The sequence below is a fragment of the Streptomyces olivochromogenes genome, from assembly GCF_021538895.1.
In the GTDB taxonomy this organism is placed as follows: Bacteria; Actinomycetota; Actinomycetes; order Streptomycetales; family Streptomycetaceae; genus Streptomyces; species Streptomyces olivochromogenes_A.
On sequence record NZ_JADDRL010000012.1, the window covers coordinates 18293 to 32715 of the forward strand.

General features: G+C 71.3%; 13 protein-coding genes. 7 read left to right on the forward strand and 6 right to left on the reverse strand.

What is annotated here, in order from left to right; translation table 11 throughout:
* Positions 1-13: 13 nt before the first annotated feature.
* Positions 14-652, reverse strand: coding sequence for a mycothiol-dependent nitroreductase Rv2466c family protein (locus IPZ69_RS08175; protein WP_235453334.1), 639 nt, complete (start codon positions 650-652; stop codon positions 14-16).
* Between the two features lie 143 nt (positions 653-795).
* Between IPZ69_RS08175 and IPZ69_RS08180 the strand changes: the two genes are divergently transcribed.
* Together IPZ69_RS08180 and IPZ69_RS08185 are read left to right on the forward strand one after the other, a co-directional pair.
* The gene (locus IPZ69_RS08180) at positions 796-1053 is read left to right on the forward strand and encodes a DUF6400 family protein (RefSeq protein ID WP_235453335.1); all 258 of its coding nucleotides are present in this window, start codon (positions 796-798) and stop codon (positions 1051-1053) included.
* The gene (locus IPZ69_RS08185) at positions 1040-1297 is read left to right on the forward strand and encodes a hypothetical protein (protein WP_235453336.1); all 258 of its coding nucleotides are present in this window, start codon (positions 1040-1042) and stop codon (positions 1295-1297) included. Before IPZ69_RS08180 ends, IPZ69_RS08185 begins: the two co-directional genes overlap by 14 nt.
* Positions 1298-1301: 4 nt before the next feature.
* Here the strand turns inward: IPZ69_RS08185 and IPZ69_RS08190 are convergent, their stop codons facing one another.
* Both IPZ69_RS08190 and IPZ69_RS08195 read right to left on the reverse strand, forming a co-directional pair.
* Positions 1302-2780 (reverse strand): glutamate-cysteine ligase family protein, encoded by a 1479-nt coding sequence (locus tag IPZ69_RS08190; RefSeq protein ID WP_235453337.1) that lies wholly within the window; start codon positions 2778-2780, stop codon positions 1302-1304.
* A 148-nt stretch (positions 2781-2928) separates the two neighbouring features.
* Positions 2929-3597: a DedA family protein gene (locus IPZ69_RS08195; RefSeq protein WP_235453338.1), complete on the reverse strand. Its 669-nt coding sequence runs from the start codon at positions 3595-3597 to the stop codon at positions 2929-2931.
* A gap of 168 nt (positions 3598-3765) precedes the next feature.
* Between IPZ69_RS08195 and IPZ69_RS08200 the strand changes: the two genes are divergently transcribed.
* The 3 genes from IPZ69_RS08200 (at position 3766) to IPZ69_RS08210 (ending at position 7758) form a co-directional block, all read left to right on the forward strand.
* The gene (locus tag IPZ69_RS08200; protein WP_235453339.1) at positions 3766-4596 is read left to right on the forward strand and encodes an intradiol ring-cleavage dioxygenase; all 831 of its coding nucleotides are present in this window, start codon (positions 3766-3768) and stop codon (positions 4594-4596) included.
* A gap of 308 nt (positions 4597-4904) precedes the next feature.
* Positions 4905-7238, forward strand: a complete 2334-nt coding sequence (locus IPZ69_RS08205) for an ATP-binding protein (protein ID WP_235453340.1) — start codon at positions 4905-4907, stop codon at positions 7236-7238.
* Positions 7239-7350: 112 nt separating this feature from the next.
* Positions 7351-7758 (forward strand): DUF3592 domain-containing protein, encoded by a 408-nt coding sequence (locus IPZ69_RS08210; protein ID WP_235453341.1) that lies wholly within the window; start codon positions 7351-7353, stop codon positions 7756-7758.
* An 8-nt stretch (positions 7759-7766) separates the two neighbouring features.
* Here the strand turns inward: IPZ69_RS08210 and IPZ69_RS08215 are convergent, their stop codons facing one another.
* Complete coding sequence (locus tag IPZ69_RS08215) at positions 7767-8606, reverse strand: helix-turn-helix transcriptional regulator (RefSeq protein ID WP_235453342.1); 840 nt, start codon at positions 8604-8606, stop codon at positions 7767-7769.
* Positions 8607-8746: 140 nt separating this feature from the next.
* Between IPZ69_RS08215 and IPZ69_RS08220 the strand changes: the two genes are divergently transcribed.
* Positions 8747-9481, forward strand: coding sequence for an SDR family oxidoreductase (locus IPZ69_RS08220; protein ID WP_235453343.1), 735 nt, complete (start codon positions 8747-8749; stop codon positions 9479-9481).
* Between the two features lie 153 nt (positions 9482-9634).
* Positions 9635-10627, forward strand: coding sequence for a hypothetical protein (locus IPZ69_RS08225; RefSeq protein WP_235453344.1), 993 nt, complete (start codon positions 9635-9637; stop codon positions 10625-10627).
* Positions 10628-10683: 56 nt separating this feature from the next.
* Here IPZ69_RS08225 and IPZ69_RS08230 read toward each other — a convergent pair whose 3' ends face one another.
* Positions 10684-13377: a bifunctional YncE family protein/alkaline phosphatase family protein gene (locus IPZ69_RS08230; protein WP_235453345.1), complete on the reverse strand. Its 2694-nt coding sequence runs from the start codon at positions 13375-13377 to the stop codon at positions 10684-10686.
* Positions 13378-13827: 450 nt separating this feature from the next.
* Positions 13828-14283, reverse strand: a complete 456-nt coding sequence (locus IPZ69_RS08235; protein ID WP_235453346.1) for a hypothetical protein — start codon at positions 14281-14283, stop codon at positions 13828-13830.
* Between the last annotated feature and the right edge of the window lie 140 nt (positions 14284-14423).

Sequence of the window (14423 nt, forward strand, 5' to 3'; positions counted from 1 at the left end):
GTGTCGTCGCTGGTCAGTCGAAGGACAGCCCGCCCGTGCGGGTGCGCTTGAGTTCGAAGAAGTCCGGGTTGTCGGCCAGGACGCGGAAGCTGTCGAAGAGCTCGGCCGCCTTCGCCCCGCGCGGGATGGCCCGCAGTACGGGGCCGAACCACACCGTTCCGTCGACATGCAGGGTGGGCGTGCCCACATAGGCGCCGGATTCGGGCTCGGCGCCCGCCTCGTGGCTCCGGCGTAGGGCCTCGTCGTACGCCGGGTCGTGCGCGGCGGCGGCCAGGTCGGCCGGGAGGCCGAGTTCGGCGAGGGATTCGGCGACGACCACGTCGAAGTCCTTGATGCCGCGGTCGTGGACGCGGGTGCCGTAGGCCGTGTACAGGTCGCGCAGCACCTGCTCGCCGTGCCGTTCGGCGGCGGCCACCGCGACCCGTACCGGGCCGATCGAGCGGTCCACCAAGTCCCGGTACCAGTCGGGGAGTTCGGCGCCCAGGTTGTGCAGGTACAGGCTCATCACACGGAAGCGGAGGTCGAGGGGGCGCTCGCGCTCGACCTCCAGCATCCAGCGGGAGGCGATCCAGGCGAAGGGGCAGGCGGGGTCGAAGTAGAAGTCGACGGTGGTCCTGGCCTCGGTAGGCGCGGGCGTGGGCGGGTGCGTCATGACGGTGACGCTAGTGCGCCAGTGGTGCAGAGTCCCGGCCCAATCACTCAGCGTTTCAGTGGCCCAATTTTTGGGCGGAGTGGCCTGTGACTTCCCCCACCAGCCCTTGCCGCGGCCACAGAGGTCTACCTAAGTTCGGTCACATGTCCTCGCAAGGCCCCACCCTCCCGAACGAGCCGGTCGACTTCAGCATCGACCTCGGCGAGCACGAGGTGCTCCGACGGGCCCACGTGCTGGACGCCATCGGCCCGGACTGGGATCCGGTGGCGGTGCTTCAGGGCGAGGAAGCCGCGTACGACCTGCTGTACTCCGGCCTCAGCGAGGAGCAGCAGCGCGTGTACGACGACCTGGTCGCGGCCGGTGTCCTCCCGAGGCGAGGGAACGGCCATGCTTCCGCTTGATCCGCAGGCGGACCTCGGGCGCCGCGCCTGGGTGAGCTGCCCGAACTGCGACGACAGCCGCGGATGCGTCCCGTGCGCCGAGGAGCGCACCTGCTCCGAACACTGGCGCTACCTGCTGACCAACACCGGCAGCCTGCTCCACCTGCAGTGCCCGTCGTGCACCCACATCTGGGAACACGAGACCGGCTTCGGCGCCACACGCTCCCGCTTCGAGCGCATCGTCAGCGGCCTGCGCCGCAAGTAGCTCGTCAGTCGACCGGCCAGGTGTGCGCCGGGGCGTTGAGGTGCATGTAGTCGATGTACAGCTGCGTCATCCGCCGCAGGGCCTCGTGACGGCCGGAGTGGGTGGTGGCGTCGATGCCGTGGAACGTCTCCTTCTGCCACAGCGCCCCGTTGCGTGCGACGACGCAGCGCTGCTCGATGATGCCGAGCAGCGGCTCCCGCCACGCCGCGTCCATCCCGGAGTGCTCCAGGCCCCGGTGGGCCAGCGGCAGCAGACGGCGCAGGACGAGTTCCGGTACGGGCACCTCGCCCATCCCCGGCCAGTACAGCCGCGCCTCGATGCCGTGCCGGGCCGCCGTGTGCAGGTTGTCCTCGGCGGCCGCGAAGGACATCCGTGACCACACCGGCCGGTCCTCCTCCACCAGGGCGCGGGTCAGCCCGTAGTAGAACGCGCCGTTGGCCAGGGTGTCGGCGACCGTCGGGCCGGCCGGCAGCACCCGGTTCTCCACCCGCAGGTGCGGCTTGTCGTGGGAGGTGGCGTAGACCGGGCGGTTCCAGCGGTAGATCGTGCCGTTGTGCAGCGTGAGCTCGCCCAGCTCGGGGATGTCGCCGCGATCCAGCGTCTCCCCGGGATCCTGCTCGTCGCACAGGGGCAGCAGCGCCGGGAAGTAGCGCAGGTTCTCCTCGAAGAGGTCGAAGACGCTGTTGATCCACCGCTCGCCGAACCACACCCGGGGCCGTACCCCCTGCACCTTGATCTCTTGGGGACGGGTGTCGGTGGCCTGCTCGAACAGCGGGATACGGGTCTCGTGCCACAGCTCCTTGCCGAACAGGAACGGGGAATTGGCCGCCAGCGCGATCTGGACCCCGGCGATGGCCTGTGCCGCGTTCCAGTAGTCGGCGAACTCCTCGGGCGAGACCTGGAGGTGGAACTGGGTGCTGGTGCAGGCGGCCTCGGGCGTGATCGTGTCGGCGTAGGTGCGCAGCCGGTCGACGCCGTCCACCTCGATGTGCAGGTCCTCGCCGCGTGCCGCGAACACCTGCTCGTTGATCAGCTTGTAGCGGGGGTTCTCCGACAGGGCCGCCTCGCCGACGTCGTCCTCCTGGAGGGTGGGCAGGATGCCGATCATGATCAGACGGGCGCCGATCGACCGGGCGCGCTCCTCCGCGTGATTGAGCGCAGCGCGGATCTCCGACTCCCAGGCGTCGGGGCCGCCCGCCGTCAGACGGCGCGGCGGAACATTGATCTCCACGTTGAACCGGCCCAGCTCGGTGGACCAGGCGGGGTCCGCGATGGCCTCCAGCACGTCGCTGTTGCGCATCGCCGGTTCCGCCTGGTCGTCGACCAGGTTCAGCTCGATCTCCAGCCCCACCTGGGGCCGCTCGGACTCGAATCGTGAGTCGCGCAGCATCTGCGCGAACGCGTCGAGACACTCCTGCATCTTGATCCGGTACCGGCGACGGTCCTCACGGGTGAAGACCTGCGCCGGGACGTCCCGTCCCATCGGCCCTCCCGGGTTCCCCCTCGGACACCTCTCCCTCCCAGCGTCGCACCGCCGGGCGCAGCTGACCATGCGGATCGGGTCCGGCCCGGCCGAGCGCGGTCCGGGCCGGGGGGTCAGGCGTCGCGGGGTCGGGAGTCGTGTCCCGGGATCAGCCGCCCTCTCCCCGCACCCGCGCGCCCCGGCGGGACCGCAGGACCTCCGCGAGGATGGGGATCAGCGAGACGACGACGATCAGCGCGACCAGCGGCAGCAGGTAGCGGTCGACGTTCGGGACGGAGGAGCCCAGCGCGTATCCGGCGAGGGTGAGGCCGACGCTCCACACCAGGCCGCCGATGACCTGCCACAGCGTGAACGTGCGCGCCGGCACGCCCAGTGCCCCGGCCATCGGGTTCAGTACCGTCCGCACCACCGGGACGAACCGGGCCAGCACGACCGCCTTGGCGTGCCCGTAGCGCTCCAGCAGTTCCTCGGCCCGCTCGGCTCCCTCGCGCAGTCGCTGCGAACGGCTTCTGGCCAGGAGCGCCCCGCCCGCCCGGCGCCCGATCAGATAGCCGCACTGCGCGCCGACCAGGGCGCCGAAGGCCGCCGCGATCAGCAGCGGTCCCAGGGAGAGTTTCACCGCCCGGTCCGCCGTACCCGTGCACAGGAGGCCCGCCGTGAACAGCAGCGAGTCCCCGGGCAGGAAGAAACCGATCAGCAGTCCTGTCTCGGCGAACATCACCACGCCGACACCCAGCACGCCGAAGGCGGCGAGCAGTGAGTGGGCGTCGAGGACGTTGACGGCGAGCTGGGATGCGAGGTGCATCGATGTGGCCATGGCCCGAGCTCTTTCCTGAAGGCGATCTGTGGGCGAGGTACGAGCGACTACAGGCGGGTAGACGGTCTACCGAACTGTAGACGATGGGCGGGACGGGTTTCGTAACGCGTGCCATTCATCGGTCGTCCGGTCGATCCCAGGTACCGCCGGACGCGGCAATCTCACAGCATGACTGACACCCCCCACCACAACTCCGCGGAACCGGAGCGCGGCCCCCGGACGTCCGACATTCCGGCCGGCGCCACCCGCAGGTCCGTGATCGCCACCCTGGGCGGCGTGACCCTCGGCGCGGCCGCCCTCGGACTCGCCTCGACGGCGCAGGCACAGGCCGAGGCGAAGGGCCAGGTCCGAACCCCGGCCCAGGCCCGGCCCGGGGCCGCGCCCGCGGCCGCCTGCGTCCTCACGCCCGAGCAGACCGAGGGCCCCTACTACCTGGACCTGGAGAGGGTCCGCAAGAACATCACCGAGGGCAAGGCAGGCGTACCGCTCACCCTGCGCGTCACGGTGACGGACGTGACGACCTGCTCCCCGCTGCCCGGCGCGGCGGTCGACATCTGGCACTGCGACGCCGTCGGGGTCTACTCCGGATACGTCGCCGGCGGTTCCACCCCGGACACGACCTTCCTGCGCGGTGTCCAGCTGACCGACTCCACCGGCGTCGCGGAGTTCACCACCGTCTACCCCGGCTGGTACGTCGGCCGCGCTCTCCACATCCACGTCAAGGCGCACGTCGGCGGCACCGTGTCCAACGGCACCTACCACGGCGGCCATGTCTCCCACACGGGACAGCTCTACTTCCCGGAGACGTACAACACCAGGGTCGCGGCCCTGGCGCCGTACCGGAACAACACGGCCACCCGCACGCTCAACGCGAGGGACGGCATCTACCGCAACGGCGGCTCCTCGACGCTGCTGACCATCACCCAGCTGGGCAGCGACCTCGGCAAGGGGGTGACCGGCACCGTCGTCCTTGGCATCGATCCCGCCGCGACACCCTGACCCCCACCCGAGCGGCCGCGGGCCGGCCCGGCGGGCCGGCCCGCCCGTGTGACGTGCCGCGTGCCGAGCCGGTACGGAGGCACGGAACCGGTGAGGGTTTCGTCCCGGGAGCGAGCGGCCAGGAATCGTGGATGAGTCGGACTCCAGCGTGCGCGTTGTGCGGCACGGCGCTGACCGTGAGACCGCACGGCGGCCGGCCGGCTCGTTACTGCTCCAACGCCTGCCGGCAACGGGCCCTCAGACAGCGACGGGCACGCGAGGAACGGGGCCGCACAACGACCGCGGCCGACTCCGCGGCGTCGACTGCCGTGCCCCCCGACGCGCAAGGCCCCGCGCTGCCGCGGGCGCTCGACTCCTTCGTGGGCCGACGGCAGGAGCTGTCGGCCCTGCGCGCCCTGGTCCGGACGTCGCGCCTGGTCACCCTGACCGGCGCCGGCGGCGTCGGCAAGACGCGGCTCGCACTGGAGCTGGCCCGGGGCCGGCCCGCCCGCAGCGCACGGGTCGACCTGGTCGAACTCGACTCGCTGCACGACGGCGCCCAGCCGGCGCAGTCCGTGGCGGCCGCGCTGGCCGTGGGGGAGCGGGCGGGCCGCTCCGCCACAGACATGTTGGTCCACGCGATCGGCGACGCCGCACGGCTGCTGGTCCTGGACAACTGCGAGCATCTGGCCGAGCCGTGCGCCCGGCTCGCGGCGACCCTGCTGAGCCACTGCCCCCGGCTGCGGATCCTGGCCACCAGCCGGGAGGCGCTGCGGGTACCCGGAGAGACCGTCTTCCGCGTCGACGAGCTGTCCCTCCCACCGGCCGACGCGGACGAGGACCCCACGGCCCTCCTGCGGTCGGACGCCGTCCGGCTGTTCGTCGAACGCGCCGCGAGCCGCGCCCCCGGATTCACGCTCGACCGGGACAACGCCCGCACCGTCGCCGAGATCTGCCGCCGTCTGGACGGCCTGACCCTCGCCATCGAACTCGCCGCACGACGCGTCGGCCCCCTTCCGCTCGGGGACATCCTCGCGGGGCTGGACGACCAGCTGTCCCAGCTGTCACTGCTCACCGACGGGAGCAGGACCGGGCCCCGGCGGCACAGCGGGCTGGCCGCTGCGATCGACTGGAGCCATCGGTTGCTGGAGCCGCCGGAGCAGGCCGTCTTCCGGCGGCTCGCGGTCCTCGTCGGCGGATTCGACACGGCCGCCGCGCGGACGGTCTGCGCGGGCGGCGGCATCGAGCCGCGGCACGTCCTGCGCATCCTGTGCGCCCTGGAGGCCAAGTCACTGATCGCGCGCCTGCCCGGAGACGTACAGCCCAGCCGGTTCCGGCAGTTGGCCGCCATCCGCGCCTACGCCATGGACCGGCTGCTCGCGTCCGGCGAACTGCACACCACCCGGCGACGGGCCCTCGACTGGCTGAACGGGCTGGCGGACGGGGCCGGGGACGAGGTGTTCGCCGACCAGGCCCGCAGCGCGCTCACGGCCGAACGCGACAATCTCGCGGCGGTCCTGGCCCGCGCGAGCGGCCACGAGGACGCCGCGCACCCGCGGCTGGCCCTGGAACTGGCCCGTGTGCACTACCAGCAGGAGCAGCCGTCGGCGGCCCGTCCGCTGCTGGCCGGACTTCTCCAGGAGCCCGGTGGCCCGGGAGGGACGCTCGGCGGCGCGGTGGCGGCGCTCGCCGCGCGCGTGGCCTGCCAGCAGGCCGACCCGGTAAGGGCGCTGCGCATGGGCGAGCGGGCGGTGGAGGCGGAGCGGGCGCGCGCCCACCCCGCCGGGCTGGCCAACGCGCTGGACGCGCGGGCCGCGGCACGGCTGTGCCGCGGTGAATTCACCGCGGCCGTCGCGGACTTACGCGCCTGCCTGGACGTCGTCGCGACGCTCGGCACACCGCACGACACCGCCTGGTGCACCCAGCACCTGGCCTGGGCACTGCTCCAGGCGGGCGAGGCGGCCGAGGCCGACGTCCTCATGGCGCGCTGTCTGCCGGTGCTCCGCGCGCACGCCCCCTGGCCCCGGCTCGCGGCCGCCCTGCACACGGCGGGCGCCGTGCGGCTGGCCCTGGGCCGACTGGACAGTGCCGAGACGCTGTTCGGCGAGGTGCTGCGCATCGTCCCCGAGGCAAGTTCCCATGCCCTGTACCCCGTTGAGGGCCTCGCCCTGGTGGCCGCCGAGAGCGGCGATCCGCAGCGGGCCGTACGACTCTACGAGGCCAGCGCGCAGGCGCGGCGCCGGCTGGACACCGAGCCCGAGGATCCCTGGCGGCGCCGGGTGGAACAGGTGGCGGCTCGCGCCAGGACACGGCTGTCGGCGGCCGAGTGGGACGCGGCCGTCAGCGGCGGTCGTCGGTTGCGCGCGGACCGGCTGGTCGCGTACGCCCTGCGGACCGGGAACGGCGGCCACGGCACGACGAGGAGCGCCGTCACAGCCGTCGACGACCCCTCGCCGCTCACCGCACGGGAGTTCATGGTGGCCGAACTCGTCGCCCAGGGCCTGACCAACCGGCACATCGCGGAGCGGCTCGGCCTGTCGCCCCACACGGTCGCCACCCATCTGAACAAGGTCCGCGACAAACTGGGCCTGCGCTCCCGCACGCAGATCGCGCTGTGGGTGGCCGGACGGCCCGGTTCCCCGGGCGCGCGCGGGCGGGCTTGACCCGGTGCCGTACCCGGTGTCGGTGCCCGGTGCGGTGGAACCGGAGGCCGGGCGTCCACGTCTTGCGTGTACGACGGCCCGTGGTGTCGGGCGAGACGCGAGGGGTGACCTGATGGTCAACGAGCTCATGGGTGTCGTGGTCTGCTCAGGCGCGGGGATCCTGCTGCTCGGATGCGCCGCACGGGACGCGGTGGTGGTCCGGCGGCTGCGCCGCAACGGCATCCGCACCCGGGGCGTCGTGGTCGACAATGTGCGGGTCACCGACGGCGACGGGCCGGGCTGGGCGCCGGTCATCGCCTTCCACGACCACCTCGGACACCGCGTGGAGTTCACCACGAAGGCACGGGGGACCGGCCTGGGCCTGCATACCGGACGGGAGGTGCCCGTCGTGTATCTCGGGCAGAACCCGCAGACGGCGCGCGTGGCGATGTGGCGGCATCTCGTGGGCCCGACCGTGGGCATGCTGTTCGGCGCGACGCTCTTCCTGGGCTGCGGCGTACTGATCGCCGCGATGGGCTGAGGGCGCGTTCAGGGACGACCCGACTGCTCGCGGCGACGGGTCGCGGCGAGCGTGCCCAGCAGAGCGAGGGCCTGGGCGCCGGGGCTCCCCGGTTCCGCGTGGTACATGACCAGTTGCTGGCCGGGCGCGCCGCGCACGTCGAAGCTCTCGTACGCCAACGACAGCGCGCCGACGTCGGGATGGACGAGTTCCTTCGTGTTGAAGGTCTTGCCCTGCACGGCGTGCGCGTGCCAGAGGGCGGCGAACTCCCCGCTCGCCCCGCTCAGCGTGCTCACGACCGCGTGCAGACGGGGAAAGTCGGGGGCGAGTCCGGTGGCCTGGCGGAGTTCCGCGACCGTCGCCTCGGCCGCGCGGTCCCAGTGGCGGAAGAAGCCGCGCGCGGCCGGGTCCAGGAAGGTCATGCGCGCCAGGTTGTCGGCCCGTCGGAACGGCGAGAACAAGGCGTCGGCCAGGGCGTTGACCGTGAGCAGGTCCAAGGCCGGGTTCAGGACGAACGCCGGAGTGTGCGGGCAGGCGTCGAGGAGTCTCCGCAGCGCGGGACTCACCGCGTCGAGCGGCCGCGGCCGCTCCTGAGGCGCACTGCCCGCGAGCCGGAACAGATGGTCGCGCGCGGCGTCGTCGAGGCGGAGCGCGCGGCACAGCGCGTCGAGGATCTGCGGGGAGGGCCGGCGTTCGCGGCCCTGCTCCAGGCGGGCGTAGTAGTCGGTGTTCATCCCGGCGAGCACGGCGACCTCCTCGCGGCGCAGCCCCGCCACGCGGCGGCGGCCGTACGAGGGCAGCGCCACGTCGTCCGGACGCAGACGGGCGCGATGGGCACGCAGGAAGTCACCGAGGTCGCCATGGGTCACCGCTCCAGCCTAGGAGCCCCGACGCCGCGCTGCCTGGGTGCGCCATGCCCAGGCAGCGGCCGTCCTGGTGACCGCCCGTGCCGCCGTTGAACGCTTGCCTCGACACACGGCAACCGCCGCGGATCTAGGGAGAGTTCACGATGACGGAGCACACCAGGGTGGTGCTGATCACCGGCGCGAGCAGCGGCATCGGCGCGGCCGGCGCCCGCCGGCTCGCGGCCGACGGGCACCGGGTCGTCCTCGGCGCCCGCCGCACCGACCGCCTGGAACACCTGGTCAAGGAGATCCACGCGGCGGGCGGCACCGCCATGTTCCGCAGCCTGGACGTCACCGACGCTGCCGACGTGCACGCCTTCGTCGCCGCCGCGCGCGCCGCGTACGGCCGGGTCGACGTCCTCGTCAACAACGCGGGCATCATGCCCCTGTCCCGCCTCGACGCCGGACGGACCGACGAGTGGGACCGCATGATCGACGTCAACCTGCGCGGGGTGCTGCACGGCATCGCCGCCGTGCTGCCGGTCATGCGGGAGCAGGGCGGCGGGCACGTGGTGAACATCGCCTCCGTCGGCGCGTACGAGGTGTCGCCCACCGCGGTCGTCTACTGCGCCACGAAGTTCGCGGTGCGCGCCCTGTCCGAGGGGCTGCGGCAGGAGTCCGACGGAAGCGTGCGGGTCACCGTCGTCTCGCCCGGCGTGACCGACTCCGAACTCGTCGACCACCTCGCCGATCCCGAGGCCCGCGCCCTCATGCGGACCTATCGCGCCGTCTCCCTGCCGGCCGAGACGATCGCCGACGCCATCGCGTACGCCGTCGCCCAGCCGCCGGAGGTCGACGTCAACGAGATCGTCGTACGCCCGGCCGCCGGCGCCCAGTGAGGAGGCTCTCGCAGGTGAGCCACACGGGTGTGCAACTCGGTTCCAGCACACCGTCCGTACCGGTCTCGAGAGGGGCGTAGACGGGGCCCCGGGAGCAACTACACTGCCGCGAAGTCGCGAGGCGACACAGCAACTGGCCGGAAAGGAGAGGTCATGGCAACGGGGGGATGGGGTCCCGGACCCGGCGCGGGGCAACCGGGCGGCAACCCTTACGGTCCGGACAACGGCGGCAACCCCTACGGTCCGCCCGCCCCGAACCCGTACCCGAACCAGAATCCTTACGCGCATCAGAACCCGTACCCGCATCAGAACCCGTACCCGAACGCGAACCCGTACCCGTACGGCCCGCAGCCCGGCGCGCCCGTTCCGGTCGCGCGCCGGCGCAGTTGCCTGTGGTACATCTCGCCGGCCTTCCTCGTGGTCGCCATCCTCCGGTCCGCACACCGCGTGGCCACCAAGCTCTTCGTGTACGAGAGCGGGGACCGGATAGTCGACCGCACCGTGGACCGTGTCCAGGTGGTTCGCACCGTGCTCGGTGTGCTGGCCACCCTCGCGCTGATCCTGGTCTACGGCGTGGAGAAGGACCGCTGGGGGAACGCGGCGGAGGACGGCCTAGGTAACGCGTTGGCCACGCCGCTCATCCTGATCGTCACCGGGCCGCTGGTCATCCTGGGATTCATCCTCTACGCGCCCCCGCATCTGCGCCCGCACCTGCGGTCCCGGCTGGGCGCCCCGCTCAAGGCCGTCGGCTGGTACGTGCTGACCCTGGTCGTCCTGGCCGTGACCCTTTACGCAGTCAGCGTCTTCATCAAACAGGAGGACCGGCCGCACTGGCAGCAGGTCGCGCTCGCCGTCATCGCGATGGTCGCCATCTTCTGGGGGCTGCCCTTCCTCTTCCTGGCGTCGCTGTACTCCGCGCGCAGCGCCTTCAACACCGCCCATGTCCACCCGATGCTGCCGCCCGTGGTCACCGGCGTCCTGGTGTGGGTGCTCGCCCTCTTCAGCCTGATCGGCGACGGCCTGCCGGCGGGCCCGCCGGTGGCCCAGTTCTGCTCACTGTTCGGCGGGCCGCTGTCGGTGACCGCGGTCTCGGCGTGGGAGATGCGGCGCCTGCGCACCCGCTTCGGCGTCACCGTCCGGGGCTGAGGCCTCATGCCGACGCGGGGCCGACGGCGGTCGGCCCCGCGCTGCGGTGACGTGGTTCAGTCGTCGTCGTCCGCGACGGGCGCGGCGTCCGCGCCGGGGACCTGACCGGGCAGCAGCACCTTCTTGTCACCCGGGTAGGGCCGGGCGAAGTTGTTCGAGGAGTACCAGATGTCCCGGTTCTCCTGCGCCATGTTCACCATGTCCTCCCGGGTGAAGTCCTGCTTGGCCGACCACTCGGCCCAGGCCCTCGCCGTCGCGCCGGTGGTCTGTGCGGGCTGCGGGTTCGTGGTGGTCAGCGGGATCTCGTTGGGCAGGTAGGTGTACGGCGCGTACGCGGGCCGGTCGGTGAACGCGTCGTACATCGGCTCGGCCGTCATGTCCTGCTGGTTCATCGGCGGCAGACCGAGGATCTGCTCGATGGTCCGCATGACGTTCAGCTGGCTGTAGTACGTGTGCACCACCTTGCCGCGTGCCGCGTACGGGCTGATCACGAGCGTCGGGTTGCGGTGCCCGTCGACGTGGTCGACGCCGTTCTGCGAGTCGTCCTCCAGGACGAAGATCGCGGTGCTCTTCCAGTCCTTGCTGTGGGAGATGGTGTCGACGACGCGGCCGAGTGCCAGGTCGTTGTCGGCGACCTGCGCGGACGGAGTGATGGCGCCGGGCGCGGTGCCCGAGGTGTGGTCGTCCATCAGCCACATCATGTTGAGCGCGGGCAGGTTGCCGTCCTTCTCGTACCGGCCGAACACCGGCTTGAACAGGTCGGCCCGGTACTGGTCGGGGATGTTCAGGTCGAAGTTCGGGAAGTTCGGCTGCGTGATCTTCGCCAGGGACGGGATGTCCGTCTTCGGCTGGTAGGCGCCCACCGGGTAGTTGAGCGGGCCGTCGGCCCTGCCCTCCATGACCTGCGCGTCGTGGTACCACTTGGGCCAGCTGCCGGCGGGCGTGCCCTTGCCGCTCGCGTCGACGTAACGGTCGATCTGCTCGCCCCAGTTGGTGACGGACCTGCCGTGGGCGAGCGCGTTGTCCCAGATCCAGCCGGACTTCACGTCGCTCAGCGGGTCGCCGGTCTGGTACGAGCGCGTGTAGTTGCCGTACATCTGCTGCAGGTAGTTGTTGACGAACGCCTGGTTCAGCCAGTGGTGGCCCTCGGCGGAGTTGGTGCCGTCCGAGTACAGGTTGTCGATCAGCGGGTACGCGCCCGCCAGCGCATGGGTGTTGGGGGTGATGTGCTTGCCGAACTGGGTCAGGCTCGGATCGCCGTTGCCGCGCGGGTCGTCGCCGAGCACCTGGTCGTAGGTGCGGTTCTCCTTGACGATCAGGAACACGTGCTTGATCTTCGACGGGTCGCCGACGTGCAGCGGGACGGCGACCGGCGCGGCCTTGCCGCTGCCCGCCCGGTTGCGCCGGCGCAACCCGTTCCACTGGTTGTTCCTGAAGACCTGCTCGGTGTACTTCCGCATCTGCGGCGCGGTCGGCGGGGCGATGGTCTGCACGGTGCCGACGAAGTTGTAACCCAGGTGCGAGGTGGCGGGGTTGGTGCCGCTGCCCTGGTTGACGGTGCCGTTCGGGCCGACCGAGCCGAGGCCCTGCTCGCTGGCCACCACCAGCCGGTCGAGCTTCTTGTCCGTGGCCAGTCCAGTGGGGAACATCCCGGTCGGGATCAGGCCCTCGAAGGAGGGCAGGGTGTAGGCGTCCTTGAACTCGTAGACGGCCACGGCGTTGTCGCGGCCCAGGCTGACGGCCAGGTGGGTCGCGTCGAGCATCGTCAGGCCGTTGGGCTGGGCGCCGAACGGCGCGCCGGGTGCCGGGTTGGCGGCGAAGGTGCGGCCGAGTCGCTGCTGGGCGGTGTCGATGGTGGTGACCGAGTCGTCGTCGGTGTTCGCCACGAGCAGGTTGCTGCCGACGGCGAGCAACGCGCTGGGTTCCAGGCCCACCTTGAAGGTCTTGACCTGCTGACCGGAGGCCAGGTCGACCTCGGACACCGTGCCCGTGGAGGGGACGGCGTCGTCGTTGTCGGTGACGATGTCGGTGCCGTAGGAGTCGTCGGTGCGGTCACCGGGCTGGGCCGGGCGGCCGCCCTGGTTGCTCACGTACGCCTTGCCGTCGATGACGACGACGCTGTTGGGCACGTTGCCGACCGGGATCTGCCGGGTGAGCGTATTGGTCGTGGTGTCGACCACGCCCAGGGTGTTGTTGGCGCTCAGGGTGACCAGCAGGTCGGTGCCGTTCGGCGCGAACGTCAGTCCGGCGGGGACGGCCTGACGGCCGCTCACGCCCGGCAGCTTGAGGGTCAGCGGATGGGACAGGGTGCCGTCCGCCGCGACGTCGTACCGCAGGAGGTTGCCGGGCTGTGCGGCCCACAGGTGCGTGCCGTCGGGGGAGTAGACGATGCCCCCGTCGGAGATCCTGCCGCTGCCCACCTGCTGGAGCACCTTGTGCCCGACGAGATCGAAGACGGTGACGACGCCGGTCGTGGCGCCGCCGGTGTTGAGGCTGACGGCCGTCCTGCCGTCGGGGTTCAGGGCCAGCCCGAAGGGGCGGCCGTTCTGCTTGATGACGTCGCCGGCGGGCGTGACGAACTGGTTGTTGTGCGTCAGGTACGACCCGTCGGCCTGCTCGCCCACGACTTTGTCGCCCAGCGGGGTGTTGCCGAAGCCTCCCGCGGCGTAGGTGATGCCCGCGGTGGTCGCTGCCAGCGAGAGCGTGGCGGTCACGACGACGGTCCGCTTGGCCATTCTCGGTCTGCGCATGGATTCTTCCTCCGTCGGAGCCGGCTACCGGTCACTGAGTCGGAACCGGCGTGGCGGGGAAGAAGTTGGTGCCGTGCGAAGAAGAATCCCCGACGGCTGCGTGTACGGCACACGAATATCTGTGAGGCCGCTGAGAGGCGCCTTTGCCTTTCCTTGAATGGAGGATCGGTGAAAGAGCGCCGGTGAATCTCGCGAGTCGGGATGGTGGCACTCCGTCAGGGGCGGGAGCGCGCTCCAAGCTTGGGGGACATGGCAGTCGATGTCTCGTCATGTCCGCCCGTGCTGGACCTGAACGTCGTGGAACGGCCGGATGCAATGCCGGTGAACGCGGAACAGGCCGCGAGGGCAAGGCTTTACGGCATTATGGACCGAGCCGGAAATGCGTTTGGGAATGCGGTCCAGTGTGCCAACAACTCGCCAAGAAAAGGGGGATCTTCACAAACGCCCGGCTCACTCCCAGCTGGACGGGCCGGCCTCGCACATGCCCTTCGCGTTCACCACGTAAATGATGTCCCGGCTTCCCACGCTGCCCGGCTCGGTGGGGGTGGGGGTGATGACGGGACACGTCGACCGCACGCCGTGGACGACGACGCGGTACGTCACCGGCCAGTCCCGCTTCTCCCGCCAGCCGACGTACATGCCGCTGTCGTCCGACGACGAGGGGGTGTCGTTGCCCTCAATCAGCATCCCCTGCTTGCCGCACACCGGGCAGTCGAGCACACGGGCGTCCCAGGCCGAGTGGTTGACCAATCTGACCTCCCGGCCCTCGTCGGTGTTGCCCGACGTGCCGCAGCCGGTCAGCGGCAGTCCGGCCACCGCGGCGAGGAGCACCAGGCTCCGGCGCGCCCGGCTTCCGCGGGAGCCGATGGAGGACGGGGTCCGGCCGGTGCGTGGCGTGTTTCTCATGTGCTGCTCTCTGGTGCGGTGGTGCGTCATGGCGAAGCCCCGCAGGTCACGGTCTGTGCGTCCGGCGAGGCCCGCACCCATTCTCGCATTGGCATGGACCTGGCGGTGGCGGCTCGCTATGCTCTGCCCCGCCACGAGTG

Bases quoted from the DNA above. Each gene is read 5' to 3' on its own strand.
- IPZ69_RS08225 (WP_235453344.1), top strand. From the start codon at position 9,635: ATGGCAACGGGGGGATGGGGTCCCGGACCCGGCGCGGGGCAACCGGGC.
- IPZ69_RS08185 (WP_235453336.1), top strand. From the start codon at position 1,040: ATGCTTCCGCTTGATCCGCAGGCGGACCTCGGGCGCCGCGCCTGGGTG.
- IPZ69_RS08195 (WP_235453338.1), bottom strand. From the start codon at position 3,597: ATGGCCACATCGATGCACCTCGCATCCCAGCTCGCCGTCAACGTCCTC.
- IPZ69_RS08200 (WP_235453339.1), top strand. From the start codon at position 3,766: ATGACTGACACCCCCCACCACAACTCCGCGGAACCGGAGCGCGGCCCC.
- IPZ69_RS08230 (WP_235453345.1), bottom strand. From the start codon at position 13,377: ATGCGCAGACCGAGAATGGCCAAGCGGACCGTCGTCGTGACCGCCACG.
- IPZ69_RS08175 (WP_235453334.1), bottom strand. From the start codon at position 652: ATGACGCACCCGCCCACGCCCGCGCCTACCGAGGCCAGGACCACCGTC.
- IPZ69_RS08210 (WP_235453341.1), top strand. From the start codon at position 7,351: ATGGTCAACGAGCTCATGGGTGTCGTGGTCTGCTCAGGCGCGGGGATC.
- IPZ69_RS08220 (WP_235453343.1), top strand. From the start codon at position 8,747: ATGACGGAGCACACCAGGGTGGTGCTGATCACCGGCGCGAGCAGCGGC.
- IPZ69_RS08190 (WP_235453337.1), bottom strand. From the start codon at position 2,780: ATGGGACGGGACGTCCCGGCGCAGGTCTTCACCCGTGAGGACCGTCGC.
- IPZ69_RS08235 (WP_235453346.1), bottom strand. From the start codon at position 14,283: ATGAGAAACACGCCACGCACCGGCCGGACCCCGTCCTCCATCGGCTCC.
- IPZ69_RS08180 (WP_235453335.1), top strand. From the start codon at position 796: ATGTCCTCGCAAGGCCCCACCCTCCCGAACGAGCCGGTCGACTTCAGC.